The organism is Micromonospora sp. WMMD1102 (assembly GCF_029626265.1).
Classification (GTDB): Bacteria; Actinomycetota; Actinomycetes; order Mycobacteriales; family Micromonosporaceae; genus Plantactinospora.
On sequence record NZ_JARUBN010000001.1, the window covers coordinates 8,423,871 to 8,448,173 of the forward strand.

A 24,303-nucleotide genomic window follows, 5' to 3' on the forward strand; every position below is an offset into this window, starting at 1 on the left:
CGATCCTGGATGCGGAACCCGGACGCCGCGGCCGGAACCGGTCGCCCCGGCCCGCGCGGCGCCCGGCTTCAGGGACGGACTGGGAGGCAGCGAACGTGACGGACGGCTGGAACTGGCGCCAGCCCGCCGGGACGGCGACGCCGGGGAATCCCTCGGCGCCGGCACCCCCGGCGGTCGGCACGCCGACGGCGCCCGGGTCGGCCGCCGACCCGGGATCGTCCCCGTGGTGGTCCGACGCGCTGCACGACCCGTGGCGCAACCCGGCCACCCCGGCGGCCGTGGTGGTGCGGGCGGCTCCGGTCCCGGGGACGGGCGGCGAGCCCGAGCCGGTCACCGACCCGGCGACCGCCGGCCGGCGCGGACTGGCCCCGTTCTTCCTGATCTCGCTGGTCACCGCCCTGCTGGCCGGCGCGCTCGGCGGGGCACTCGGGTACGCCTTCGCGGTGCACGGCGGCGCCACCGGTACGACCACGCTCGGCTCGACCGCGGCGGAGCCGCCCGCCACGGCCCGCCGCCCACCCGACACGCTGGCCGGGGTGGCCGAGCGGCTGCTGCCGAGCGTCGTCACCGTACGGGTCAGCGGCAACGGCGGGATCGGCCTCGGCTCCGGCTTCGTGGTCAGCCAGGACGGCTACGTGATCACGAACGACCACGTCGTCGGAGTCGGCGCCGACACCGCCACCGTGGTCTTCAACGACGGTTCCACCGCACCGGCCGAGGTGGTCGGGAAGGACCCCGAGGCGGACATCGCCGTGATCAAGGTCTCCCGGACCGGCCTGAAGCCGGTGGAGTTCGGCGACTCCGAGGCGGTGGCGGTCGGCGACCCGGTACTCGCCTTCGGTACGCCGCTGTCGCTGGCCAACACGGTCACCGCCGGCATCGTCAGCGCGCTGGACCGGACGTTCCGGCAGGGCGAGGCGGGTGGACAGGTGCGCTACTACGCCGCCATCCAGACCGACGCCGCGGTGAACCGGGGCAACTCCGGCGGGCCGCTTGTCGACGGCGGCGGGCGGGTGATCGGGGTGAACTCGGTGATCCAGACGCCGGCCGCCGACGAGGAGACCGCCGGCAACGTCGGGCTGGCCTTCGCGATCCCGATCAACCAGGCGAAGCGGCTGGCCCAGGAGATCATCGACACCGGCCGGGCCCGGCGGACGGTGATCGGCGCGACGGTCGGCGGCACCCGCTCCGGCGGGTCGGGCGGGGTACGGATCTCCGCCGTCGAGTCGTCCGGGCCGGCCGCCGAGGCCGGGCTGCGCGCCGGTGACGTGGTGCTCAAACTCGACGGCAAGCCGCTGGAGGATCCGAGCGACCTGATCGCGCTGGTCCGCAAGTACGCGCCCGGCTCGGTGGTGAACATCGAGTACCGGCGCGGATCGGATCGGCAGGCCGCCTCGGTGACCCTGGCCGCGGACGCGAAGTAGCCGCCCGCTCCCCCTCCCCCCGCCCGCCACGACGTGCGTACTCTTGCCGGGGGCGGGGGATGAGGAGGCAGCCGTGTTCGAGAACCTGAACTGGTGGGAGATCGGTGCGCTCCTGCTGGTGGCGCTGCTGATCTTCGGCGACCGGCTGCCGAACGTGATCAGCGACGGTCTCCGGATGCTGCGAAACCTGCGCAACATGGCCCGCAACGCCACCGGTGACCTGAGCCGGGAGCTGGGCACCGACATCCAGCTCGAGGACCTGCACCCGAAGGCGTTCATCCGCAAGCACCTGCTGAGTGAGGAAGACGAGCAGGCGATCCGGAAGCCGCTGGAGGGGACGTTCGAGAAGCTCCGCTCCGACCTGACCGACGTACGCCGGGAGGTCGACGACGTCGCCTCCGCGGCGGACATCCGCCGCCCGGCCGGTACGGCGGGCGGCGCCACCGCCTCGACCCCGGGCACCGGCAGCGAGGTGACCCCGGCCCAGCGCCGCGGCTACGACATCGACGCCACCTGACCCCGGAGGTCGCGGACGCCACCTGAGCCCGGAGGTCGGGGACGCCACCTGAGCCCGGAGGTCGCGCCGGGGCCGGGGGGCAGCGGCCGGTCAGCGGCCGGCGGGGCGCAGCCCGAGGGGCTTGCCGAGCAGCGACTCCCGGCGGACCGCGAGCCGGTCCGCCACCGCGCTCAGCGCCCTGGCGGCCGGCGCCTCCGGCTCGGCGAGGACGACCGGGTCACCGGCGTCGCCGGCCTCGCGTACCCGGGTGTCCAGCGGGATCTGGCCCAGCAGCGGCACCTGTGCGCCGATGACCCTGGTCAGCGACGCGGCGACCGTTGCGCCGCCGCCGGAGCCGAAGACCTCCATCCGGGAGCCGTCCGGCAGGTCCAGCCACGACATGTTCTCTACCACACCGACCAGCCGCTGGTGGGTCTGCAGGGCGATCCCGCCGGCCCGCTCGGCCACCTCGGCCGCCGCCGTCTGCGGCGTGGTGACCACCAGGATCTCCGCGTTCGGCAGCAGCTGGGCGAGCGAGATCGCCACGTCCCCGGTGCCCGGCGGCAGGTCCAGCAGGAGTACGTCGAGGTCGCCCCAGTAGACGTCGGCGAGGAACTGCTGCAACGCGCGGTGCAGCATCGGGCCGCGCCAGACCACCGCCGCGTTGCCGTCGGTGAACATGCCGATCGAGATCACCTTCACCCCGTGCGCCTGGGGCGGCATGATCATGTCCTCGACCCGGGTCGGCCGGCCCTCGACACCGAGCATCCGGGGCACCGAGTGGCCGTAGATGTCGGCGTCGACGACACCCACCGAGAGGCCCTTGGCGGCGAGCGAGGCGGCCAGGTTGACAGTGACACTCGACTTGCCGACCCCGCCCTTTCCGCTGGCCACCGCGTAGACCCGGGTACGCGAGCCGGGCTGGGCGAACGGGATCACCGGCTCCTGGCTCTGCCCGCCGCCGCGCAGCCGGGACTGGAGCTGCTGCCGCTGCTCCGGGCTCATCACGCCGAAGTCGATGCTCACCCCGGTCACCCCGGGCACCGCGCCGACCGCGGCGGTGATGTCGGTACGCAGCTTGTCCCGCAACGGGCAGCCGGCGACCGTGAGCAGCAGCTCCACCCGTACCGTGCCGTCGGCGGCGACCACCGCGGAGCGCACCATGCCGAGGTCGGTGATCGGGCGGCGGATCTCCGGGTCGTCGACGCTGGCGAGCGCGGCGTGCACCGCCTCCTCGATGGGGCTGGTGGGCCGGGCGGCGGAGTCGGTGCCGGAGGCGGCAGCCTCCTGGCCGGGTACGGCTGGAGCAGACATGTTCGCAATGCTACGTCGCCGGCCGGTCCGGCCGATCGGCCGCACCGGGACAGACGGGAGCGAAGCCGCAGGTCGACCGGGCAGGACGGGGTGGCCAAAGCCGGTCGTTGCGTCACGAGTGGGGAAATTGGCGATTTGGCGGTAGACGCCGTACCCGTCGTGGTGCGACGATCGTTGAAGTACGCCGCGCGCCTAGCCCCTTGAGGCGCGCGGCGTTTTCGTGCCGGGTTCACGCCGCGCCGGTTACGAACCCGCGGTACCGCGCAATCTGGGGGCCCCGCGATGCCGCGGCCCCGCGCTCCGGCGGTCGAGGTGCCAAGAGGGCAGGCGGTCCCGTCGGTGATCGAGCCCCACCGGGCGCCGGGTCAGCGGCGGCGGCCTTCAGTAGGCGCCGGGTCAGCGGCGGCGGACCCGGTGCAGCCGGAACGGCCGGCGGGTCTGCCGGACCGGGGCGGCCCCCCGAGGCGGGGCGGCGAGCGAGTCGTCCGGCAGGGTCTGCCCGGCGGCCAGCGGCGGCCCGGCCGGGGCGAGCCGGCTGAGCACACAGTCGGCGGTCCACCGCTGGGCCAGCTCGGCCGGGCTGCCGGAGGCGTTGAGCCGCTTGGCCGCCACCTGGAGGGCCACGCTCGCCCACTGCTCGCCGTCCGGTGCGATCCGGGTCACCTCGGCCGGCCAGGTGACGATCCGCCCGCCGTGGTCGCCGCGCAGGGTCACGAGCGCGGTCGCCGCCTCGGCCAGTCCCGGTGCGGACTGCTCGCCCGGACCGCTCACCAGGTAGAGGACGCCGTCGAGGGGGACGCACCAGAGCGCGACCGGCGACCGGTCGCCGACCGCCACCCAGGCCACCGCGGCCTTCTTCACCGCCTCCGCCACCAGCGGCGGGACCGTCGCCTCCTGCTCCTGCGTCACATCCCGCATCCTGCCCCACCCGGGACCGGCACGGAACCCGCCGGCTCCGAACCGGGCCGGTCGGACCCGGACCCGGGCACGGGTACGTCGAGCAGCCCGGGTACCTCGGTCAGCGAGGCGAGCGCCGGACCGGTCCAGCCACGGTCCCGGTCGAAGACGAGGTGGTTGTCGAGGTCGGCGGCGGCCAGCCGGACGGCGGTCATCCCGGCCAGGGTGGCGCCGGTGAGCTCCTGGCTGCCCCCGTCACCGACGTAGAGGCAGTCGCCCGGGGCGACGCCGAGCCGGTGACAGGCGGCGAGGTAGATCGCCGGATCGGGTTTGCAGCGGCCGACCTGCACCGAGAGGACCCAGGCGTCGAGCAGCGGCGCGACCGGCAGCTGCGGCAGGAACGCGGGAAGCTCGTGGGTACAGTCGCTGACCAGGGCGGTCCGGGCACCACGGCGGCGTACCGCGCGCAGCACCGTCACCGCCTCCGGGCGGAGCCGGGTGTCGGCGCGTACCGCCCGCACCCGGGCCTCGACGGCGGCGCGCAGGTCGGCGGCGGAGGGTCGGGCGCCGGCCTGGGCGCAGACCCAGCGCATGGTCTCGGTGGCGTCGCCGAGCGCCCCGCTGGCCCGCAGGTAGAACGACCGGTCGAGCACCTCGACCAGCGCCTCCACGGCACAGCCGAGCAGCGCGGCGACCAGCGCGTGTTGCCGGCCCCGCCGGCTGGCGCAGGTGAGGGTGCCGAAAAAATCGAAGAGCACCGCCCGGTACGCGGGCGCGCGTCGCCCGTCGTCCCGGTCCACCACCCCGTCGCCCCGGTCGGTCGGGGTGGCCGGTCGGGGTTGGACTTCGAGGGCGGAGCGGGGGTCTGTCGGGGAGGAGAACCGGTATGCGGGCATGGGGGAGCAGGCCTCCGGAACCGGGTGGAGCGGGGCGCGATCGGACGATCGTAACGACTTGTCGATCAGATGGTGGCCCGCCGTGACATGTGAGGATTTTTCCGTGCCTTCCGCCGTAGCGCCGCCGCGTGCCCCGATCGATCCGCTGAGCATCGGCGCGGTCGCGGTCGCCATCGCGGCGGTCGCGTCGTCGGCGCCACTCATCGCGTTCGCCGCCGCTCCCGCGCTGGCCATCGCCTTCTGGCGCAACTTCCTCGCGCTCGTGGTACTGGGGCCGATCGCGCTCTACCGCCGTCGGGCCGAGCTGCGGGCGCTGACCACCGGTGCGGGGCGCCGGACCGCCGGCTACTGCGTACTCGCCGGTCTCGCCCTGGCGGTGCACTTCGCCGCCTGGATGCCGAGCGTCCAGTTGACGTCGGTGGCCGCCGCCACGGCCCTGGTGGTCACCCAGCCGGTCTGGCAGGGCCTGATCGCGCTCGGCCAGGGCCGGCGGCTCTCCATGCTCGCCTGGCTCGGCATCGGCCTGGCGGTGGCCGGGGCGATCTGGGCGGTCGGCGCCGACTTCGGGGTCTCCGGTCGGGCCGTCGCCGGTGACCTGCTCGCGATCGCCGGTGGCATGGCGGCGGCGGTCTACACCGCCCTCGGAGAACGGGTCCGGAGCACCATCAGCACGGTCGGCTACACCACCGTCTGCTACGGGGTCTGCGCGGCGGCGCTGCTGGTGGTCTGCCTGGCCGGCGGAGTACGCCTCGGCGGCTACGACCCCGGCACCTGGCTCGCCGTACTCGGGCTGGTGGTCGGGGCCCAACTGCTCGGGCACACCATGTTCAACTACGCGCTGCGCCGGATCTCGGCGACCACGATCAGCGTGCTCTTCCTGCTCGAGGCGCCCGGTGCCGCACTGCTGGCCTGGGCGTGGCTGGGCCAGGTGCCCCGGGCGGCCGCCCTGCCGGGACTGCTCCTGCTGCTCGCCGGGGTCGCCGTCGTGCTGCACGGCGAGGCCCGGACCGCCGCCCGGCGCCCCGGGGCAGGAAGAACACCGCTGCCCGCCCCGCCGGAGGCGGGCACCCCGCCGGCGGGGCGGGGGCCTGGCCGGCCGTAGCTCAGCCCGAGGTGCTCGCGGTGGTGGCGAAGAGCACGCCCATGAAACCCAGGTAGGCGAGGAAGAAGAGCAGGCCCAGGGCGACCAGTCCGAGGGAGACCCAGCCGAGCACCAGACCGGCGGTGGCGAAGCCGCTGCCCTCCTCGCCGGTCGCCTGGATCTCGGTGCGTGCCTTCTTCGCCAGGTAGATCGCGACCCCGCCGACGAGCTGGCAGCTGAACAGGGCGACGATCCCGGTGACCAGGGCGGCGATCGCCATCCCGTTCGTCGGCCGGCGCACCACGTACGGGTAGCCGGGGTGGCCCGGCGCCCACCCGGCGTGTCCCGGGGCCCAACCGGGCTGCCCGGCGGCACCCGGGGTGGGCGTGTGGACGGTCGGGTCGCCGGTGAGTGCGGCCGGCTCACCCGCCTGCTCAACCGGGGCGGCGGTGTGTTCGGACGGGTTGCCGGTACTGCCTGAAGTCACGGCGTCTCCTCATCGGTCCGATGCTCAGTAGCCGCTGTCGTACGACGACGACGGTTGGTTGGCCAGCCAGACGAAGAAGATCACGATGGCGATGGTGGCGAGTACCGCGATGGCGGTGGAGATCCAGCCGACGATGATGCCGGCCTTGGCGAAGCCCTCGCCGCTCTCGCCGCGCTCGCGGATCTGCTTGCTGGCGACGTGCCCCATGATCGCGCCGACGGCACCGAGGTAGCCGCCCAGCCCGTAACCGCAGAGCCCGAGCGCGCCCACGATGGCGACCACCATCGCGGCGATCGACAGGCCGTTCGTCGACGGCCCCGGGGTGGCGACCGGGTACCCGGGCGGCGGATAGCCGGGAGCCATCACCGGCTGGCCGCTGATCGGATCGGTGGCCGCGGGGTAGGCCTGGTTCGGGTAGCCGGGGTCGGCCGCCGGGTATCCGGGCTGGTACGGCTGGGCGGAGGTGGCGGCCTGCACCGTCGGGTCCTGGTACATGGGCTGGTAGCCCTGATCCTGCGGGCCCGTGGGTTGCGCCGGTGGCTGCGCCTGCCAGGACGGATCGCCGGAGTAGCCGCTCTGCTGGGGGTCGGTCATTCGAGGTCTCTCAGTTCGTCCGGACGGATGCGTCGTCAGGGTAGTCGGCGCCCGCCAGATCGGCGCCCCCATATCGAGGCCACGCCCGCCCGGCCCGTGCCCCCGGTGGTGCGCTGGCCGTGCCACGGCGGTGCGGCGTTGCCCGTAGCGACTTGACCGGGCAGGATCGCGGCATGGTATTCGACGCGCGTGCCGGGGACAGATCCGGAAATCGGCCTCGTCGGGACGCCACGCGCCCCGCGCTGGCCCGCCGGCCCCGTAACGGCTCGCAGGGCACCGTTACACAGAGCAACGACCGGTCGGAAGCGCCGGAGGCCGACACCGAACCGGTGACGATGCGGCTGGACGGCCGGGTGGCTCTGGTCACCGGTGCCGGCAGCGCGGACGGGATCGGGTACGCGACCGCCCGCCGACTCACCGCCCTCGGTGCCCGGGTGGCGATCGTCTCGACCACCCGGCGGATCCACGACCGGGCCAGTGAGCTGGGCGTGACGGGGTTCGTCGCCGACCTGACCGACGAGGCCGAGGTCGGCGCGCTGGCCGACGCCATCGTCGAGCAGCTCGGCGACGTTGAGGTGCTGGTCAACAACGCCGGACTGGCGAGCCGGGCAAGCCCCGAGGTGCTCCGGCCGGTGGCCCAGCTCAGCTACGACGAGTGGCACCGCGAGATCGAACGCAACCTGAACACCGCCTTCCTGTGCAGTCGGGCGTTCATCGGCGGGATGGCCGAACGGGGTTGGGGGCGGATCGTCAACCTCGCCGCCACCGCCGGCCCGGTGAACGCCCTGCCCACCGAGGCGGCGTACGCGGCGGCGAAGGCGGGCGTGGTCGGGCTGACCAGGGCACTCGCGATGGAGATGATCGCCGACGGGGTGACCGTCAACGCGGTCGCGCCGGGCACCATCTACACGGCGGCGTCCACGATGGCCGAGCTGAAGCAGGGGCTCGGCACCCCGGTCGGCCGTCCCGGCACCCCGGACGAGGTCGCCGCCGCGATCGCCTTCCTCTGCTCGCCGGCCGCCTCGTACATCACCGGGCAGATGCTGGTGGTGGACGGCGGCAACAGTGTGCGGGAGGCGGAGTACCGGTAACGACAGTCGCCTCAGTAGGCGCCGCCGTCACCCTCCGAGCCGGCCCAGCCGAGCAGGGCGAGCCAGCCGCAGCAGGCGATCAGATAGAGCGCGGTGAAGACGTAGCTGAGGATCAGCCCCCAGGTGGCCAGCTGGCCGCCCTGTTCGCCGGTGCGGCTGATCTGCCGCCGGGCGAGGTGCCCGAGCACGATGCCGGCCGGCGCGAAGACGAAGGCGAAGACCAGGGAGAGGATCGCCAGCAGGTTGTACCCGGACGACCCGCCCGGCTGCCCCGGCTGCCCGTACTCGCCCGGTTGGCCGTACTGACCCGGTTGGCCGTACTGACCCGGTTGGCCGTACTGGCCGTGGGAGCCGGGCTGGTCGTACTGGCCGGGACGGTCGCCGGGGGCGGGCGGGGGCTGCCCCGGGGACCCCTGCGGGTCCTGCGGCTCACCCGGCCAGGGGTTGCTCATGGCGTTGCCCTCCTCACCCGGGACGCTACCGGCCGGCACCGGTTCGCGGGCCGAGGTCGGCGATGATGCACCCGCCAGATGGCGGAGAGGTGCACCCGCCAGGTGGCGGAGAGGTGGGGAGAGGTGCTCCCGCCGGGGGGAGGAGAGGCGGCGCAGAGCCGGTCGGCTTCGGTCGGGACTGGTCAGGCTCGCCGGGACAGGCCGGCGGCGCGTTCCACCACCAGGCAGCGGTCCTCGACGTAGTCGATGCCGGCCTCCTCGGCGATCCGCCGGGCCTCGGCCGAGACGATGCCGAGTTGCAGCCAGACCGCCGGGGCGCCGATCGCGACCGCCTCGCGGACCACCTCCACCGCATGCTCGGCCGGCCGGAACACGTCGACCAGGTCCACCGGGTGCGGGATCTCGGCGAGCGAGCGGTAGACCCGCTCCCCGAAGAGTTCGTCCGCCTCCGGGTTGACCGGAATGATCCGCCAGCCGTACCGCTGCATCTGCGCCGGCACGCTGTGCGCCGGCTTGGCGGGGTTCCGGGAGGCGCCGACGACGGCGATCACGCCGGCCTCGGCCAGGATCTGCTGAGCGCTACGCACCTCGCGACTGTAGCTCGGCCGCCGACCCGGCCGGCCGCACCCGGTCAGAGCCGCCGGCCCGGTCGAACCGCACCCGGTCGGAGCCGCCGACCCGGCTGGCCGCAGTCGGTCAGAGCAGGGTGAGCTGCTCGACGGCGGGTGCCGGCGCTGGTGCCGGCACCTGGCGGGCGTCGCCCGGCTCGGGGCGGTGCAGGCCGTGCCGGCGGGCCGCCAGCCGGACCCGGGCGGTCAGCTCCCGCTGGTATGCCTGCGGCAGGTAGGAGCCCCGGCCGAAGAGGGTCCGGTAGCGGGGCACAAGGTGTGGGAACTCCCTGGCGAGCCAGCCCGCGTACCACTCGCGGGCGCCGGGACGCAGGTGCAGCGGCAACGGGGTGACGCTCACCGCGCCGGCCGCTGCGATCGCGGCCACCGTCTCCTCGATCGAGTCGTCGCTGTCGGTCAGGCCGGGCAGGATCGGGGCCATCAGTACGCCGACCGCGAAACCGGCGTCGGTCAGCCGGCGGACGGCGTCGAGCCGGCGGCGCGGGCTGGGCGTGCCCGACTCGACCGAGCGCCACATCCGCTCGTCGACGAAGCCGATCGACATCGAGATGCCGACCGAGGTGACCGTGGCCGCCTGCTGGAGCAGCGGCAGGTCGCGCAGGATCAGGGTGCCCTTGGTCAGGACGGAGAACGGGTTGGCGAAGTCGCGCAGTGCCGTCAGGATCGGCGGCATCAGCTGGTAGCGCCCCTCGGCCCGCTGGTAGCAGTCGACGTTCGTGCCCATCGCGATGTGCTCGCCCGACCACCTCGGCGCGGCCAGCTCGCGGCGGACCAGCTCGCCCGCGTTGACCTTGACCACCACTTTGCTGTCGAAATCGCGGCCGGGGTCGAGGTCGAGGTAGGTGTGCGTGCCCCGGGCGAAGCAGTTGTGGCTGACCACCCCGTTGGCGACGAAGTCGCCGGTGCCGGTGGTGATGTCGTAGAGCTGGAGTTCCCGCTCGACCGGCTCGATCCCGCGGATCCGCAGCACCGCCCGGCCGCCGAGGATCGTCCCGTCGAGCCCGCCGGCCGGCAGGTCGGCGGGGCCGGGGGTGGCCCGGCCGGTGCCGACCAGGCTGTCGGTGATCGCCAGGTAGGGCCGGGGCGGCTCGCCGGGCGGCGCGGCGACGACGTGCTTCCAGCCGCGCGGGGTGAGGAACCGGTGGTCGCCGCTGGCGGTCAGCTCGGTGCCGTCGGCCAGCACGATCCGGTAGGCCGGCTTCACCGTCGACCAGTGCGCCAGAACCTCGGTCCGGACGTAGCGCCGGTGGTTGCCCTGTGCGACGGTGCCGTAGATCTGGTCGCCGATCCGCAGCTCGGCCAGTGCTCGGGTGCGCCCGTCGGCGAGCAGGATCGCGGTGTCCCCGGCCAGACAGTAGGCGCAGGCGTGGCTGCACCCCCGGTAGGGGTTGATCGTCCACCGGAACGGCACCCGGGACTCCCCGGGCACCCGGTTGACAATCGACTTGGCCCGCACCTCGTAGAACGTCATGCCGGCGAATCCGGGGGTGTCGAAGGTGCGGACGGTCGCGCCGGGCAGCGCCAGCGGCAGGGGTGGAGCCGCTGGCGCCGCCCCCGGAGGGGTCCCGCGGTCGGGGGGAGCCGACGTCAGGTTTTCCCAGCGCATGCCCAACATTCGAACACACGTACGAGAGCCCGCGCAACTCGCCACGCGGCGGACCGCGACCGGCCGGTCGGCGTACCCGGAAGGGGTTATCCGGCGTCGGCCGGCGGCCCGCTGCTCGCCCGGCGGACCAGTTCGGCGGCGACGTGTTCGACCTGCGGGGTGTTCAGCGGCTCGGGCGGTTGCAGCGCCAGGGTCATCGCCCGGGCTCCCATGTCGGCCAGCGGCAGCCGGATGGTGGTGAGGGCGGGCGTCACGTCACGGGCGATCGGCATGTCGTCGAAGCCGACCACGCTGATCCGGCCGGGCACCTCGATGCCCCGGGACCGCAGCAGGGAGAGGGCGCCGATCGCCATCGAGTCGTTCAGCGCGACGATGGCGGTGACCCCGGGGCAGCTCTCCAGCAGTGTGGCGGTGGCGGCGACCCCGCCGGAGCGGTCGAAGTCGGCGTAGACGATCTGCCGGGTGCCGAGCTTCTGGCCGTGCTCCCGGGCGGCCCGGCGCAGCCCGGCGAGCCGGTCGGTGGTGGTGGTCAGGTGTCGTGGTCCGGCGACGACCCCGATCCGGGTGTGGCCGAGACCGTAGAGCTCGGCGCCGATCAGGTGCCCGCCGGCCTCGTTGGCCGGGATGACCGCGTGTCCGCTGTGCTCGTGCCGGCCGATCACCGCCACGTGCCCGCCGGTGGCCTGGTAGACCCGCAGCTTCGCGTCCAGGGTGTTGGTGAACTGCTCGTCGTGGTAGCCGGAACCGGCCAGGATGATCGCGGCGGCCTGGTTGGCCCGGAGCAGCTCGACGTACTCCAGTTCCTTGTCCGGGTCGCGGTAGGTGTTGCAGATGATGACCAGCCGGCCGTGCTCGGTGGCCACCCGTTGCAGTCCCCGGGTGATCTCCGAGAAGTACGGGTCGGAGACGTCGTGCACGATCACCCCGACCGCGCTGCGGTGGTTGCGGGCCAGCTGCTGGGCGTGCGCGTTCGGGACGTACTGCAACTCCTCGACCGCCGCCAGCACCCGCTCGCGGAGCGCGTCGGTGACCGGCTTGGGGCTGCCGTTGATGATCCGCGAAGCGGTGGCGGGTGACACGCCGGCCCGCCGCGCGACATCCGCCAGAGTGGCCATCGACTGCGTCCTTCCCCGACCGCCCGGTGGCCGGTTGCAGCCGAGGATATCGTGGGCCGCCCGGGCCCATTCACGGCCGTCGCGCGCTGGTCGGCACCGCCGTTCCAAGATCACCATGACGGCGGGAGGCTCTTGCCCGAATCGGAATCGAGTCGGTAGCGTACTCGGGAAAGCGCTTACCGACGTAGGGCGTGCTCTACCGCGACCCTTCGGGCGCCAGGACGACCCCACCACGATCACGTACCCCGCGCGCTCGACGAGTGGCACCCGCGGATCAGCCAGCCTGAGGAGGCGACGTACATGAGCCGCACCACGATCGGCATCGTGCTCAACGGCGTGACCGGCCGGATGGGCTACCGGCAGCACCTGGTCCGGTCCCTGCTGGCCATCCGGGAACAGGGCGGGCTGGCGCTGCCGGACGGCCGCCGGCTCTGGCCCGAACCGATCCTGGTCGGCCGCAGCGAGGCGAAACTCCGGGAGATCGCCGAGCGGCACGGGCTGACCGAGTGGAGCACCGACCTGCCCGCCGTACTGGCCCGCCCGGACGTGCGGATCTACTTCGACGCGCAGGTGACCGCGCAGCGGGAGAAGGCACTGAAGCTGGCGATCGAGGCCGGCAAGCACATCTACACCGAGAAGCCGACCGCCGAGGACCTCTCCGGCGCGATCGAGCTGGCCCGGCTCGCCGACGCCGCCGGCATCAAGCACGGCGTGGTGCAGGACAAACTCTTCCTACCCGGCCTGCGCAAGCTCGACCGGCTGGTCAGGGGCGGCTTCTTCGGCCGCATCCTCTCGGTACGCGGCGAGTTCGGTTACTGGGTCTTCGAGGGCGACTGGCAGGCCGCCCAGCGCCCGTCCTGGAACTACCGGGCGGCCGACGGCGGCGGCATCACCGTCGACATGTTCCCGCACTGGCACTACGTGCTGGAGCAGCTCTTCGGCCGGGTCGCGGCGGTGACCGCGCACGTCACCACGCACATCCCGCAGCGCTGGGACGAGGCCGGCGAGCGCTACGACGCCACCGCCGACGACGCCGCGTACGGCATCTTCGAGGTCGAGCGGCCGGGCCAGTCGGGCCGGATCGTGGCCCAGATCAACTCCTCCTGGTCGGTCCGGGTCTACCGGGACGAGCTGGTCGAGTTCCAGGTCGACGGCACCGAGGGCAGCGCGGTGGCCGGGTTGCGCAACTGCCGGATCCAGCACCGGGCGGCCACGCCCAAGCCGGTGTGGAACCCGGACCTGCCGGCGACCGAGGACTTCCGGTCACAGTGGCAGGTCGTGCCGGACAACGAGGAGTTCGACAACGGCTTCAAGGCGCAGTGGGAGCTGTTCCTGCGGCACGTCGTCGTAGACGAGCCGTACAACTGGGACCTGTGGGCGGGTGCCCGGGGCGTGCAGCTCGCCGAACTCGGGCTCGCCTCGGCCCGGGACGGCCGGCGGATCGAGATCCCGGCCCTCGACGACGAGCCGGGTCACCGGTGAGCACCGTCCCGGCCCGGTTCTCGTTCAACCAGGCCACCGCGAAGTACTGGCCGATCCCCGACCTGGTCGCCGGCTGCCTGGCGGCCGGCGTGACCCAGGTCGGGCTCTGGCGGGAGGAGACCCTCGCGCACGGCCTGGACAGGACCGCCACGCTGGTCCGCGACTCCGGGCTCGCGGTCACCTCGCTGTGCCGGGGCGGTTTCTTCCAGACCCCCGACTGGTACGACGAGAACCGCCGGGCGATCGACGAGGCCGCCACCCTCGGGGCGCCGGTACTCGTGCTGGTCTCCGGCGGACTGCCGGACGGCAGCCGGGACGTGGACGCGGCCCGCGCGCACGTCGGCGAGGCGATCGGCGAGCTGGTGCCGCACGCCCGGGACGCCGGGGTACGGCTGGCGATCGAGCCGCTGCACCCGATGTACTGCTCCGACCGCTGTGTGGTCGCCACCCTCGGCCAGGCGCTGGACCTGGCCGCGCCGCATCCCGTCGAGACGGTCGGCGTGGTGGTGGACACCTACCACCTCTGGTGGGACGACCAGGTCTGGGCGCAGCTCGACCGGGCCGGCCGGGAGGAGCGGATCGCCTGCTTCCAGGTCGCCGACTGGGCCACCCCGCTGCCCGAGGGGGTGCTGCTGGGCCGGGCGCTGCCCGGGGACGGCTGCGTGCAGCTGCGCCGGTTCCGGGAGGCGGTGGACGCCGCCGGCTACCGGGGACCGGTCGAGGTCGAGGTCTTCAACGCCGAACTCTGGGCCCGGCCGGGCCCAGAGGTCCTGGAGCGCACCCTCGCCGGTTATCTCGGCCACGTGGATTAGTCGACGCCGCCGGGCGCCGGGGAAACTGGTGACATGGACCAGCCCACCTTCGTGTACGACGGCGACTGTGCCTTCTGCACCACCTGCGCCGGGTTCGTCGACCGGCGCGTCCCGACCGGGGCGAAGGTGCTGCCCTGGCAGTTCGCCGACCTCGACGCGCTCGGGCTGACCGTCGCGGAGTGCGAGGAGGCGGTCTGGTGGATCGGCACCGACGGCGTACGTGCCGCCGGCCCGGACGCGATCGCCCGGCTGCTCGGCGCGAGCCGCCCCGGCTGGCGGCTGCTCGGCGCCGCCCTGCGGCTGCCCCCGGTGCGCGCCCTGGCCTGGCCGGCGTACCGCTGGGTGGCCCGCAACCGGCACCGGCTGCCGGGCGGTACGGCCGCCTGCTCGCTGCCGCAGGCGACCCGGGACCGGCTCTACGGCACGGCCGGCGACGGCGCGCCGGACGGCTCTGTCGGAACCGGCCCGGCGGCCTCCTGAACACCGCCGCCGGTGCCGCCGGCTTGCCGGGTCAGCCGGCGGAGCCGGGCCAGCGGACGTAGCCGCTCCAGCGGCAGGAAGCTGGTCATCGCCACCAGGTGCGGGGCGAACGAGATCGTGATGGTGGCGATGGTGACCAGGTGGAACGAGTAGAAGAACGCCACCACGGCGCTCCGCCAACGCGCTGGCACCACGAAGACCAGCGGACTGAGCAGCTCGAACGCGACGATGCCGATCTGCGCCGCGATCAGCAGGTACGGCACCTGGGCGATCAGGTCGGCCAGTTCGGTACCGCGCCGGATGATCGCGCGGGCCAGTACCGACCCGGTCATCCACTCCGGCCCGCCGAACCGGAGCTTGGCCCAGGCGGCCAGGAAGTAGGTGCAGACCACGGCGATCTGGGTGACCCGCAGCGCCCAGCCGGCCGCCTCGGAGCGGGTGGGGTCGCCGTGCCGGGCCCGGCCCACCGTGGGCAGCACCGCCAGGGCCACCAGGAAGCCGAACCGGTCGTGGTCCACCTTCCCGTAGCTCATCGCCACGACCATCCACTCGAAATAGAGCGCGAAGACGGCCCAGCCGAGCAACCGGGGTGCCCGCCCGGTCGCGGCGGCGAGCGAGAGCAGCAGCAGCGCCCAGAACAGGACGGTGACCAGCAGCGGGGTGGGGGTGGGCAGCGGGAGCAGACGGCCGACGAAGAGCGGCTGGTACAGCTCGCCGGGGATGTTGGCCTTGTCGCGTACCCAGGGGGTGAAGAACAGCAGGTCCGCGACGACGAAGAGGTAGACCAGGGTACGGAAGGCGGCCACCCGGCCCCGGGGCACCGGCTCGGTCAGCCAGCCGGACACGGCGGCGCCGACCCGTCGGGACGCGCTCACGACGCCTGCCACCGGACCACCGTCTCGTCGACCGAGTTGCCGGTCGGCCGGCCGTCCGTGATGCCGTACCAGCGGATCACGATGCGTACCTCGACGATTGGCGGCGCGTCCGGGTGCCGTTCGGCGTACGCGTCGGCGACCTGGCGCAGCAGGGTCGGGTCTTCCTCGTACCGGCCCTGCTGGCCCTCGATCTCGGCCCGGCGGATGCCGGTGGTGTCCTCGCCGAGCCCGACCACCGCGCCGGTGGTGTCGACCCCCTCGACCCGGGTGTCCGGGGCGGGGTCGTCCGGCGGGTTGGAGCCGGCGTACATCCGGAACGGGCCGAACGGGAAGTGGTCGTCCTGCCCCCAGAGGGTGCCGGCGAGCAGTACGGCACCGGCCAGCAGGGTGAGGCCCACCCGGATCCTCCGGCCCCGCCTCGGCAACGCGTCCATCGGTTCGAGACCTTACGCGGTACGCGCAAGATCCGCCGGTACTCCTCGACCGGCCCCGGACGCCAGCGGCCGGACACCCGTGCGGGTGTCCGGCCGCGGCGCGGAGCTTCGTGGTCCCGGTGAACCCTCTGGTCCGGAACTCAGTGACTGTGCTCGGCGAGCTGCTTGCGTACGTCGTCCATGTCCAGCGCCTGCACCTGCTCGATCAGCGACTCCAGGGCGGACTCGGGCAGGGCGCCCGGCTGGGCGAAGACGATCACCCCGTCCCGGATCGCCATGATCGTGGGGATGGAGCGGATGTCGAACTTCGCGGCGATCTCCTGCTGCGCCTCGGTGTCGACCTTGCCGAACACGATGTCCTCGTGCTTGACCGAGGACCGCTCGTAGACCGGCGCGAACCGCTTACACGGGCCACACCAGTCCGCCCAGAAGTCCACCAGCACGATGCCCGGCTGCTCGGTCACCTCGTCGAAGTTGGCTGCGGTCAGCTCAACGGTCGCCATTGATCACTCCGATCACCCAATTGGCCTTACGACTGCTGAAACCCACCCGGCCTGCTGAGAATTCCCCGGCGCGGCGGGTTGAAACGGTCACCGTGTGCGGGCTCACGTCGGCAACGGCATCGATGTGGGTCGGTGATTCAGGCGTACTGGAAGTGAACCATTGGCGACACAGTTCGGTTACTGTCGGTCATGGGAGCGTTTCCAGAGCTTTCGCTGGCCAGTCGGGGTGTGATCCGAATACTTGCCGGTTGGCAAGCGGAAACAGGTGACATAACGGATGCCTGGGCGAGTACGGCCACTCACGTTCAGTAACATTACAAAAAGGTAACTGTGACTCCGATCTCGTGGCGAAGTCTTCTGTCGGCCGGGTCGGATCGGGCAGAATCTTTCCCATCAGAGCGTGGGCGGCGGGTGCCGGGGAGGGCCCCGCCGCTCATTGCGTCCGGGGTCGGTTTGCATCACCCGGCGCCTCTCTAATTCAGCGTTGGAGACCCCGCAAGTCCGGCCGGTCCGACGCGCCGCACCCCCGCCTCGCGCCGTAGTGCCGAGAGACGCGCCGGCCTACCACTTTTCGGGCTGAATCGGGCCTTCCTCCTATCGCCGGCTTATGCTGATCCGGGAGGCGCCATGAGTCAGACCGGATCTCCGGACTCGCCAGGTGCCACGCATGGTGCCTGGCGGGCCACCATCACCGGCTACCCGCCCGACGACTGGCGACTGCTCGTCCGGCTGCCCGGTCGGGTGATCGTCGCGGCCTCGTCGGCCCGGCCGGACAATCCGGTCCGGACGGTCACCGAGGGGCTGGCCGGCCTGGACGGCATCGCCGCCGGCCGGTCGTTCGACAGCGAACTGGTCCGGGCGGTGGTCGCCGCCATCTACGCCGAGTCCGACGACGGGCGCTCGGGACCGGTCCGTGCCGGAACGGCCGACGGCGGGCTCGCCGGCGGCGGGCACGAGGCAGGCACACACCCCGCCGGCACACACCCCGACGGCGGGCGCGAGGACGGACTCGCCGAACTGCTCCGGTCCTGCCGGGCGGCGGTCGAGACGTTGGCCCGGCACGCCGACCCGGCCGACTCGGCCGCCTACCGGCAGTGGGTGCAGTCCGTCGCGGCCCGGGTCTGCCGGGCGGCCGGTTCCGACGGCCGGCCCCGCCCGTTCGGCGACCCGGTCGATCCGGAACAGCGCCGGGTGCTCGATCAGCTCGGCGAGGCGCTGGGACTACGCCCGGCCGGCTGAACCGCCCGGACCCCGTCCGGCCGCGCCAAACCATGGCGGATCCTGTCCGGCCGCGTCAAGCTATGGCGGATCCTGTCCGGCCGTGCCGGGCCACGGCAGGCGGTGGCCGGGGCCGTGCCAGTACCCGCCGGGTGCGTACCCTCGGCAACCGTGGACGGTGCGGAGGTCGAGGTCGAGGTCGGGGTCGGGCCGTGGGTGGGCGAGCCGCCGACCGATCCCCGCTACGACCCCGAGCTGCTGCGCCTCGGCGACCGGCGCAACGTCGTCGACCGGTACCGGTACTGGCGGCGGGAGGCGATCGTCGCGGACCTGGACCTGCGCCGGCACGACTTCCACGTGGCGATCGAGAACTGGCAGCACGACTTCAACATCGGCACCGTGGTCCGCAACGCGAACGCCTTCCTCGCCGCCGAGGTGCACGTGGTGGGGCGGCGGCGGTGGAACCGGCGGGGTGCCATGGTGACCGACCGGTACCAGCACGTCCGGCACCACCTGTCGATCGAGGCGTTCCTGGCCTGGTGCGGCGCCGCCGACCTGCCGTTGATCGGCATCGACAACCTCCCCGGTTCGCGTCCGCTGGAGAGCGCCGTACTGCCGCGCCGCTGCGTACTGCTGTTCGGGCAGGAGGGTCCGGGGCTCTCCGAGCCGGCCCGGCTCGCCTGCTCGGCGGTCTTCTCCATCGCCCAGTACGGCTCGACCCGGTCGATCAACGCCGGGGTGGCCAGCGGCATCGCCATGCACGCCTGGATCCGCGGCTACGGGGGTCGACCGCCCGACGAGGGCTGACCCGTACCGTCCCGCCGACGTCCAGGACGTACGTGAAACAACCTGAAAAGGCCGGTTCGCCTTGACTCGGGGGTAGTGGTGCGGGGACTGTAGATGTCGTGGGTGTCGTGCTGAGCTGTCCGCGCTGCGCCGGTCCGGTCCGGGCGCCGGACCTGATGCACACCGCCTGGCGGTGTCCCGGCTGCGGTCCCGTTCCGCCGCTGCACGTGGCGGAACACATCGGGCCGGAGATCCTGGCCAGCGCCGTCGAGCGGATCGTCGGGCAGCGCGACCCCGCCGACCGGGAGACCGGGGCCGCCGGCAACGGACCGGACTTCCCGATCCCGCTCTGGTGCTTCTGGCCGCTGCCGCAGGGCTGGACGATGACCGGGGTCGGCTGGGCCGGTGACGACCGTGGCGGCGTACGCGCGACCGCCGTGGCCTGCACCGGGCCGGACCCGCTCGGCGGCGGCCCGGCCGACCTCGTGCTGGTCGCCGAGGAGCCCGGCGTCGGCCTGGGCACCCGGCTGGCCGGCACCACCGGGCTCGACCCGGGGCCGCAGCTCACCGAGGCACTCACCGATCCCGGCCCGGGGTCCGCGGAGCGGATCGCGCACGCCAAGGTCCGGGTCGCCGGCCATCCGACTCCACTGTGGTCAGTCAAATCTCCGACAGACCGGAGTGCCTACGTCGGTGAAGCTCGGGGGATCTGGCTCTATGCGATAGCCTGGCCGGCGAGCGCGGGTTACCTCCTCGCGGACGACGTGGAACTCCACGACCTGACCGAGTGGACACCCCCCGAGCTCGTGTACGGTGCTCCGTCCCCCTACCTGCACGGGAGGGTCTGATATGGCCGGTCAGGCTGGGTCGGAGCGCGATTGCGGATTGTTTCCCGCAGGACAGCAGACTGCTACCCTGGGTTTTGCCGCGGTTAGCAACCCGGTGCCGCACGGAGGGATGGCCCGCCATGGTTAAAAAGGTCCTCACCTGGGGCGGTATCGCCTTCCTGGTCTTCTTCATCGCCTACCAGCCGTCCTCGGCCGCCGACGTCTTCAAGTCGTTGGGTGGCAGCCTCCTGGACGTCGCGCAGGGCTTCGGCGACTTCTTCACCGACCTCGTGGCCTAACCGTCGATGGGTAATCCGTCGGGTGAACCCCCTGAGCCCGAGGACGACGACGAACGTCGACGGCGCGAACGGGACACCGAGCCGATCCCACGGGTCCAGCCCGACGAGGGGCCACACTTCGGCACCGGCCCCTCCTATTCGGACGGGCCCGCCTACTCCGACGGTCCTGCCTACTCCGACGACATCGGCTACGGCGAGCGCCGGGCCGGCACCCGAGGCTGGGTCCGGGATCCGGACCAGGGCCCGGAGATCTCCGAGGAGGAGCTGGCCGGGCTCCGGGTCGACGCCTCCGGGATGCCGCTCGGCCCGCGCCGGGTGCTGCCGCTGGAGGACGAGCCGACCTCGCTGGTGGCCCGCTACCTCTTCCCGACCGAGCGCTACCGGGGCGAGTGGAAGCGGCACAAGATCTCCCTCGCCACCCCGCTGCTGATCGGCCTGCTCGCCACCTTCGTGCTCGGCTACCTCTCCGGTTTCCTCGCCGGCCAGGAGGTCGGCGCGCTGACCACGGTCGCCGTGCTGATCTGGCTCGGCATCATGGGCTGGGTCGCCTGGAAGGTGGCCGACTGGTATTTCGACCGCTTCATCCTCACCAACAAGCGGGTGATGGTGGTCAACGGGATCATCACCCGGCAGGTGGCGATGATGCCGCTGCTGCGGGTCACCGACATGAAATACGAGCAGTCGCCGCTCGGCCGGGCGCTCAACTACGGCACCTTCGTGCTGGAGTCCGCCGGCCAGGAGCAGGCCCTCCGCGAGGTCAAGTACCTGCCCAACCCCAACGAGCTCTACCTGCGCGTGGTCGAGGAGATGTACGAGCCGCAGGCAGTGGAGGCGCGGCTGGGCAAGGAGGCCGAGGAGGCCAAGGCCGACGACGGCGCCTGACGAGCCGACGCCCCGCACCAAACGCCGCAAAAGCCACGGGCACCTGTCCGAACATCGAGGTCAATCGCGCCTTTGGGCCGTAGACCTGCGGGTGCCCGTGTGGCAGCCTGTCGAATTGGCAGCGGCGGCGGGGGGAGGCGGAGTGGCGCCGAAGCACTCGGTCGACGAGGAGTTCCGCGAGTTCGTCGCGGCCCGCTCGGCAGCCCTGCTGCGTACGGCGTACCTGCTCGCCGGGGACTGGGCCACCGCCGAGGACCTGTTGCAGACGGCGTTGACCAAGACGTACCTCGCCTGGAAGCGGCTCGGCGAGATCGAGGCGGTCGAGCCGTACGCCCGGCGGGTCCTGATCAACACGGCGACCAGCTGGTGGCGGCGACGCTGGCACGGTGAGCGCCCCACCGAGGTGCTGCCCGAGCGTCCCGCCCCGGACCAGATCGAGGAACAGCTCGAACGCGACCGGCTGTGGCGGCACGTCCGCACCCTGCCGGTCCGGCAGCGGGCCGTACTCGTACTCCGGTTCTACGAGGATCTCTCCGAGGCGCAGACCGCCGCACTGCTCGACATCTCACCGGGCACGGTGAAGAGCCAGACCTCCCGGGCCCTCGCCACGCTGCGCCGCCGGCTCGGTGCCGAGGCCGACAGCCGGATGCCGCAGGGCGAGGAGGCGCTGACCCGGGTACCCGTGCGGGAGGCCGACCACCGTCGGTCCGCCCGCCCGGCCGACGGCCAGCTCCCGGTCACCCCGCCCGAGCTGCCCCGGCCGCGCCCGGCCGTGGCCCGGCGGCCGGCCGCGCTGACGGTGCCGGCCCAGGCCGTCCCGGCGGTCGGAGCGGAAGCGTGACGGCCATGTTGGAAGACGAACTGCGCGACATGTTCGCCGCCCGGGTCGACACATCACCGGTGGCCGACGACCCGGCCGGCCGGGTGATCATGCGCGGCCGGGTGAGTCGTCGGCGTCGCGCCGTCAGCTCACTGGCGGCGGTCGCCGCCGCGCTGGTCCTGGTCACCGCCGGAGCCGCCTCGCTCGGCGCCGGCTGGCTGCCCGGACGGCCCTCCGCCGGCCCGGCCGCCGGCTTCGACGTGGACTCGCTGGCCGAGGTCACGGTCGGCCCGGCGCAGCCGCCGACCCCCGGCCGGGACACCGGGATCGGCCTCGACCTCCGCAGCGGCGACCAGCTCTGGACCAGCGACGGGCGGCGGCTCCGGCTGGACGGCGTCGGCGAGGTCACCCGGACCTACCGGGTGCCGGGCGGCTGGGTGTACGCCGGGGCCAGGCAGGTCAGGTTCCTCCGGCCCGACGGCACCTCGGTGGCGCTCAGCGGCGAGGACGACCGGTGGGCGCTGAGCACCGACGGCAACCGGCTCGCCTTCCAGCTCGACACGACCCTGTACGTCGCCCGGGTCGGCCCGACCGGACTCGCCCTGACGGACCACGTCGAGGTACCCACCGGCACCTGGCCGGTGGCCTTCGCCGGCGAGCGGGTGGTGCTCTCCGACTCCGACCGTGGCTACGGCTACCTCGACCTGGCCGCCCCGGACCGGCGGCCGACCCCCAACCCGGACGTGCTGGCGGTCTACGGGGTACGCGACGACGGCCTGGCCGGGCTGGTCCGCCAGGAACGTGGCACCCGGCTCTGCCTGGCGAGCCTCGCCACCACCGGCGGCAAGCCGCGACCGGTGCGCAGCGGCGGCTGCGGGCTGGGACTGCGGGCCGAGAACTCCGGCGGCGGGCTCACCCCGGACGGCCGCTGGCTCGCCGAACGACGCGGTGCCGAGGTCGTGCTGATCGACGTCGACGGCGTACTCGACGGCCGGAACGCCGTGCTCTCCTGCCCGGCCGCCGGTGCCGTGCCGCCGGTCTGGGTCGACGACCGGACGGTGGCGACCGGTGACGGCGGGCAGGTCGTACGCTGCCGCACCGACGGCACCAGGGAGACCGTGCCGCTGCCCGACGGCGTCACGGAGGACTGGGAACTCGTGCCGAGGCTGACCGCGGCGCCCGCGGGCCGGTGACCGCGTTGCCCGGCGGTAACCTCGGCCGGTGACGTCCCGACAGAGCGGGCCGGCTGCGCGCGGTGGCGGAATCCGGATCGACCTGCACACCCACTCGACCGCCAGCGACGGCACCTACTCGCCCGAACAGCTGGTCCGGTCGGCCCGGGAGACCGGGCTCGACGTCCTGGCCATCACCGACCACGACACCACCGGGGGCTGGGAGCGGGCCGCCGCCGCCCGGCCGCCGGGACTCACCCTGGTCCGGGGCGCCGAACTCTCCTGCCGCTGGTACGGCACCGAGCCGTCGATCCCGCTGCACCTGCTCGGCTACCTCTTCGACCCGTCCTCGCCGGAGCTGGTCGCCGAGCTGACCCGGGTACGTGCCGCCCGGGAGGTACGCGGCGAACGCATCGTCGAGCTGCTCCGGGCCGACGGCGTCGACGTCGACTGGGCCGAGATCCGAACCGCCGCCGCGGGCGGGACGGTGGGCCGGCCGCACATCGCCCAGGCGCTGATCCGGGCCGGCCTGGTGGCGACCACCGCCGAGGCGTTCACGCCACGATGGCTCGGCGAGCGCTACCGGCTGTCCAAGGACGACATCGACGTCTTCCGGGCGGTCCGGCTGGTCCGGCAGGCCGGCGGGGTGCCGGTGATGGCCCATCCCCGGGCGAGCCGGCGGGGGCGGATCGTGCCCGACTCGTTGATCGTCGAGCTGGCCGCCGCCGGACTGGCCGGGCTGGAGGCGGACCACGAGGACCACTCACCGGCCGAACGGGAGCACGTCCGGACCCTCGCCGGCGAGCTGGGACTGCTGGTCACCGGCTCGTCCGACTTCCACGGTGCGCACAAGACCGTCCGGCTCGGCGCGTACACCACCGGGGTCGAGGCGTACCAGCGGATCGTCGCGGCGAGCAGTGGGGTGGGTGTCCTCACGGACCCGGCCTGACCTCGGCGGACACCGCCCGGCGTACGGCTAACGTGATCGCGTGAACATGAAGCTGCTCGGCGAGGTCCTGGTGACCCTGTTCGTGATCACCGACCCGCCGGGCATGGTGCCGATCTTCCTCGCCCTGACCGGCCAGATGCCGGCCCGGGAGCGGGTACGCGCCGCCGGGCAGGCGGTGGCGCTCGGCCTCGGAGTGATCGTCGTCTTCGCCGTCGCCGGGCAGACCCTGCTGGACTACCTGCACATCGAACTGCCGGCGTTGCAGGGCGCCGGTGGGCTGCTGCTGTTGCTCGTCGCGCTGGAACTGCTCACCGGCAAGGCGGACGACCCCGGCCAGCAGAACACCTCGAACATCGCGCTGGTGCCCCTCGGTACGCCCCTGCTGGCCGGTCCCGGTGCGATCGTCGCCACCATGCTCTTCGTACAGCGGGCCGAGGGCACGGCGGACTACCTGGCGATCGCGGTCGGCATCGTCGCGGTGATGGTCGCGGTCTGGCTGATCCTGCGCTTCTCCGGGCTGGTCGTCCGGGTGCTCCGGCCGGCCGGGATCGAGGTGCTGACCCGGATCGCCGGCCTGCTGCTCGCGGCCATCGCGGTGCAGTTGATCGCCGACTCCGTCAGCGCCTTCGTCTCCAGCCACATCTCCGGTTCCTGAGCACGGTCCGTGCCGGCGGAGGTGTCG

General features: G+C 73.2%; 28 protein-coding genes. 16 read left to right on the forward strand and 12 right to left on the reverse strand.

Annotated elements, in window-relative coordinates:
* The first annotated feature begins 95 nt into the window (after window positions 1-95).
* Both O7626_RS38330 and O7626_RS38335 read left to right on the forward strand, forming a co-directional pair.
* The gene (locus O7626_RS38330; RefSeq protein WP_278065810.1) at window positions 96-1,424 is read left to right on the forward strand and encodes a trypsin-like peptidase domain-containing protein; all 1,329 of its coding nucleotides are present in this window, start codon (window positions 96-98) and stop codon (window positions 1,422-1,424) included.
* Between the two features lie 73 nt (window positions 1,425-1,497).
* Complete coding sequence (locus O7626_RS38335; RefSeq protein ID WP_278065811.1) at window positions 1,498-1,941, forward strand: preprotein translocase subunit TatB; 444 nt, start codon at window positions 1,498-1,500, stop codon at window positions 1,939-1,941.
* A 90-nt stretch (window positions 1,942-2,031) separates the two neighbouring features.
* Here O7626_RS38335 and O7626_RS38340 read toward each other — a convergent pair whose 3' ends face one another.
* From O7626_RS38340 to O7626_RS38350, 3 genes are all read right to left on the reverse strand, one after another.
* Window positions 2,032-3,234: an Mrp/NBP35 family ATP-binding protein gene (locus tag O7626_RS38340; protein ID WP_278065812.1), complete on the reverse strand. Its 1,203-nt coding sequence runs from the start codon at window positions 3,232-3,234 to the stop codon at window positions 2,032-2,034.
* Between the two features lie 396 nt (window positions 3,235-3,630).
* A complete protein-coding gene (locus O7626_RS38345; protein ID WP_278065813.1) occupies window positions 3,631-4,152 on the reverse strand; it encodes a hypothetical protein in 522 nt (173 codons plus the stop codon).
* Complete coding sequence (locus O7626_RS38350; protein WP_278065814.1) at window positions 4,140-5,027, reverse strand: HAD-IA family hydrolase; 888 nt, start codon at window positions 5,025-5,027, stop codon at window positions 4,140-4,142. Before O7626_RS38350 ends, O7626_RS38345 begins: the two co-directional genes overlap by 13 nt.
* 103 nt (window positions 5,028-5,130) lie before the next feature.
* On the opposite strand from O7626_RS38350, the gene O7626_RS38355 reads away from it, so the two are divergent.
* Window positions 5,131-6,129, forward strand: coding sequence for a DMT family transporter (locus tag O7626_RS38355; protein ID WP_278065815.1), 999 nt, complete (start codon window positions 5,131-5,133; stop codon window positions 6,127-6,129).
* 1 nt (window position 6,130) lies between these two features.
* On the opposite strand, the gene O7626_RS38360 is transcribed toward O7626_RS38355, so the two are convergent.
* A complete protein-coding gene (locus O7626_RS38360; protein WP_278065816.1) occupies window positions 6,131-6,595 on the reverse strand; it encodes a DUF4190 domain-containing protein in 465 nt (154 codons plus the stop codon).
* Between the two features lie 24 nt (window positions 6,596-6,619).
* Window positions 6,620-7,189: a DUF4190 domain-containing protein gene (locus tag O7626_RS38365; RefSeq protein WP_278065817.1), complete on the reverse strand. Its 570-nt coding sequence runs from the start codon at window positions 7,187-7,189 to the stop codon at window positions 6,620-6,622.
* Window positions 7,190-7,362: 173 nt separating this feature from the next.
* Between O7626_RS38365 and O7626_RS38370 the strand changes: the two genes are divergently transcribed.
* Window positions 7,363-8,280, forward strand: a complete 918-nt coding sequence (locus O7626_RS38370; RefSeq protein WP_278065818.1) for an SDR family NAD(P)-dependent oxidoreductase — start codon at window positions 7,363-7,365, stop codon at window positions 8,278-8,280.
* An 11-nt stretch (window positions 8,281-8,291) separates the two neighbouring features.
* On the opposite strand, the gene O7626_RS38375 is transcribed toward O7626_RS38370, so the two are convergent.
* From O7626_RS38375 to O7626_RS38390, 4 genes are all read right to left on the reverse strand, one after another.
* On the reverse strand, window positions 8,292-8,732 hold the full coding sequence (locus O7626_RS38375; RefSeq protein WP_278065819.1) for a DUF4190 domain-containing protein: 441 nt from the start codon (window positions 8,730-8,732) through the stop codon (window positions 8,292-8,294).
* A 182-nt stretch (window positions 8,733-8,914) separates the two neighbouring features.
* Window positions 8,915-9,319: a CoA-binding protein gene (locus tag O7626_RS38380; RefSeq protein WP_278065820.1), complete on the reverse strand. Its 405-nt coding sequence runs from the start codon at window positions 9,317-9,319 to the stop codon at window positions 8,915-8,917.
* A gap of 109 nt (window positions 9,320-9,428) precedes the next feature.
* Window positions 9,429-10,976: an Rv2578c family radical SAM protein gene (locus O7626_RS38385; RefSeq protein ID WP_347404838.1), complete on the reverse strand. Its 1,548-nt coding sequence runs from the start codon at window positions 10,974-10,976 to the stop codon at window positions 9,429-9,431.
* A gap of 77 nt (window positions 10,977-11,053) precedes the next feature.
* A complete protein-coding gene (locus tag O7626_RS38390) occupies window positions 11,054-12,082 on the reverse strand; it encodes a LacI family DNA-binding transcriptional regulator (RefSeq protein WP_278065822.1) in 1,029 nt (342 codons plus the stop codon).
* Between the two features lie 300 nt (window positions 12,083-12,382).
* Here O7626_RS38390 and O7626_RS38395 point away from each other — a divergent pair, with 300 nt between their 5' ends.
* Genes O7626_RS38395 through O7626_RS38405 form a run of 3 tightly spaced genes read left to right on the forward strand, consistent with a single transcriptional unit; the run spans window position 12,383 to window position 14,856 of the window.
* On the forward strand, window positions 12,383-13,564 hold the full coding sequence (locus O7626_RS38395; protein WP_278065823.1) for a Gfo/Idh/MocA family oxidoreductase: 1,182 nt from the start codon (window positions 12,383-12,385) through the stop codon (window positions 13,562-13,564).
* On the forward strand, window positions 13,561-14,376 hold the full coding sequence (locus tag O7626_RS38400) for a sugar phosphate isomerase/epimerase family protein (RefSeq protein WP_278065824.1): 816 nt from the start codon (window positions 13,561-13,563) through the stop codon (window positions 14,374-14,376). Before O7626_RS38395 ends, O7626_RS38400 begins: the two co-directional genes overlap by 4 nt.
* 33 nt (window positions 14,377-14,409) lie before the next feature.
* Entirely contained in the window at window positions 14,410-14,856 is a 447-nt protein-coding gene (locus O7626_RS38405) for a DUF393 domain-containing protein (RefSeq protein ID WP_278065825.1), read from the forward strand.
* Here the strand turns inward: O7626_RS38405 and O7626_RS38410 are convergent.
* The 3 genes from O7626_RS38410 to trxA all read right to left on the reverse strand — a co-directional run bounded on the left by O7626_RS38410 (window position 14,793) and on the right by trxA (window position 16,668).
* On the reverse strand, window positions 14,793-15,701 hold the full coding sequence (locus tag O7626_RS38410; protein WP_278066512.1) for an MFS transporter permease: 909 nt from the start codon (window positions 15,699-15,701) through the stop codon (window positions 14,793-14,795). The two genes, O7626_RS38405 and O7626_RS38410, sit on opposite strands and share 64 nt — an antisense overlap.
* A 26-nt stretch (window positions 15,702-15,727) precedes the next feature.
* Complete coding sequence (locus O7626_RS38415) at window positions 15,728-16,129, reverse strand: hypothetical protein (RefSeq protein WP_347404839.1); 402 nt, start codon at window positions 16,127-16,129, stop codon at window positions 15,728-15,730.
* 176 nt (window positions 16,130-16,305) lie between these two features.
* Window positions 16,306-16,668 (reverse strand): thioredoxin, encoded by a 363-nt coding sequence (gene trxA / locus O7626_RS38420; RefSeq protein ID WP_278065827.1) that lies wholly within the window; start codon window positions 16,666-16,668, stop codon window positions 16,306-16,308.
* Window positions 16,669-17,295: 627 nt separating this feature from the next.
* Between trxA and O7626_RS38425 the strand changes: the two genes are divergently transcribed.
* From O7626_RS38425 to O7626_RS38465, 9 genes are all read left to right on the forward strand, one after another.
* Window positions 17,296-17,907, forward strand: a complete 612-nt coding sequence (locus O7626_RS38425; RefSeq protein WP_278065828.1) for a hypothetical protein — start codon at window positions 17,296-17,298, stop codon at window positions 17,905-17,907.
* A 150-nt stretch (window positions 17,908-18,057) separates the two neighbouring features.
* Window positions 18,058-18,693 carry an RNA methyltransferase gene (locus O7626_RS38430; protein ID WP_278065829.1) on the forward strand — a complete coding sequence of 212 codons (636 nt, stop codon included), beginning with the start codon at window positions 18,058-18,060 and terminating at the stop codon, window positions 18,691-18,693.
* Window positions 18,694-18,791: 98 nt separating this feature from the next.
* Complete coding sequence (locus tag O7626_RS38435; protein ID WP_347404840.1) at window positions 18,792-19,520, forward strand: DUF6758 family protein; 729 nt, start codon at window positions 18,792-18,794, stop codon at window positions 19,518-19,520.
* Between the two features lie 119 nt (window positions 19,521-19,639).
* A complete protein-coding gene (locus O7626_RS38440) occupies window positions 19,640-19,798 on the forward strand; it encodes a hypothetical protein (RefSeq protein ID WP_165436875.1) in 159 nt (52 codons plus the stop codon).
* A 6-nt stretch (window positions 19,799-19,804) separates the two neighbouring features.
* Window positions 19,805-20,680: a PH domain-containing protein gene (locus O7626_RS38445; protein ID WP_278065830.1), complete on the forward strand. Its 876-nt coding sequence runs from the start codon at window positions 19,805-19,807 to the stop codon at window positions 20,678-20,680.
* A gap of 142 nt (window positions 20,681-20,822) precedes the next feature.
* Window positions 20,823-21,521, forward strand: a complete 699-nt coding sequence (locus O7626_RS38450) for a SigE family RNA polymerase sigma factor (protein ID WP_278065831.1) — start codon at window positions 20,823-20,825, stop codon at window positions 21,519-21,521.
* 5 nt (window positions 21,522-21,526) lie between these two features.
* Window positions 21,527-22,693, forward strand: coding sequence for a hypothetical protein (locus O7626_RS38455; protein ID WP_278065832.1), 1,167 nt, complete (start codon window positions 21,527-21,529; stop codon window positions 22,691-22,693).
* A 28-nt stretch (window positions 22,694-22,721) separates the two neighbouring features.
* Window positions 22,722-23,621, forward strand: coding sequence for a PHP domain-containing protein (locus tag O7626_RS38460; RefSeq protein ID WP_278065833.1), 900 nt, complete (start codon window positions 22,722-22,724; stop codon window positions 23,619-23,621).
* A 40-nt stretch (window positions 23,622-23,661) separates the two neighbouring features.
* Window positions 23,662-24,276, forward strand: a complete 615-nt coding sequence (locus tag O7626_RS38465; protein WP_278065834.1) for a MarC family protein — start codon at window positions 23,662-23,664, stop codon at window positions 24,274-24,276.
* Window positions 24,277-24,303 lie beyond the last annotated feature (27 nt).

What these genes read in the sequence shown, in the direction of transcription:
- O7626_RS38350 (WP_278065814.1), bottom strand. Translation starts at nt 5,027, where the DNA reads ATGCCCGCATACCGGTTCTCCTCCCCGACAGACCCCCGCTCCGCCCTC.
- O7626_RS38405 (WP_278065825.1), top strand. Translation starts at nt 14,410, where the DNA reads ATGGACCAGCCCACCTTCGTGTACGACGGCGACTGTGCCTTCTGCACC.
- O7626_RS38345 (WP_278065813.1), bottom strand. Translation starts at nt 4,152, where the DNA reads ATGCGGGATGTGACGCAGGAGCAGGAGGCGACGGTCCCGCCGCTGGTG.
- O7626_RS38425 (WP_278065828.1), top strand. Translation starts at nt 17,296, where the DNA reads ATGAGTCAGACCGGATCTCCGGACTCGCCAGGTGCCACGCATGGTGCC.
- O7626_RS38340 (WP_278065812.1), bottom strand. Translation starts at nt 3,234, where the DNA reads ATGTCTGCTCCAGCCGTACCCGGCCAGGAGGCTGCCGCCTCCGGCACC.
- O7626_RS38385 (WP_347404838.1), bottom strand. Translation starts at nt 10,976, where the DNA reads ATGTTGGGCATGCGCTGGGAAAACCTGACGTCGGCTCCCCCCGACCGC.
- O7626_RS38370 (WP_278065818.1), top strand. Translation starts at nt 7,363, where the DNA reads ATGGTATTCGACGCGCGTGCCGGGGACAGATCCGGAAATCGGCCTCGT.
- O7626_RS38455 (WP_278065832.1), top strand. Translation starts at nt 21,527, where the DNA reads ATGTTGGAAGACGAACTGCGCGACATGTTCGCCGCCCGGGTCGACACA.
- O7626_RS38375 (WP_278065819.1), bottom strand. Translation starts at nt 8,732, where the DNA reads ATGAGCAACCCCTGGCCGGGTGAGCCGCAGGACCCGCAGGGGTCCCCG.
- O7626_RS38440 (WP_165436875.1), top strand. Translation starts at nt 19,640, where the DNA reads ATGGTTAAAAAGGTCCTCACCTGGGGCGGTATCGCCTTCCTGGTCTTC.
- O7626_RS38365 (WP_278065817.1), bottom strand. Translation starts at nt 7,189, where the DNA reads ATGACCGACCCCCAGCAGAGCGGCTACTCCGGCGATCCGTCCTGGCAG.
- O7626_RS38395 (WP_278065823.1), top strand. Translation starts at nt 12,383, where the DNA reads ATGAGCCGCACCACGATCGGCATCGTGCTCAACGGCGTGACCGGCCGG.
- trxA (WP_278065827.1), bottom strand. Translation starts at nt 16,668, where the DNA reads ATGGCGACCGTTGAGCTGACCGCAGCCAACTTCGACGAGGTGACCGAG.
- O7626_RS38390 (WP_278065822.1), bottom strand. Translation starts at nt 12,082, where the DNA reads ATGGCCACTCTGGCGGATGTCGCGCGGCGGGCCGGCGTGTCACCCGCC.
- O7626_RS38445 (WP_278065830.1), top strand. Translation starts at nt 19,805, where the DNA reads ATGGGTAATCCGTCGGGTGAACCCCCTGAGCCCGAGGACGACGACGAA.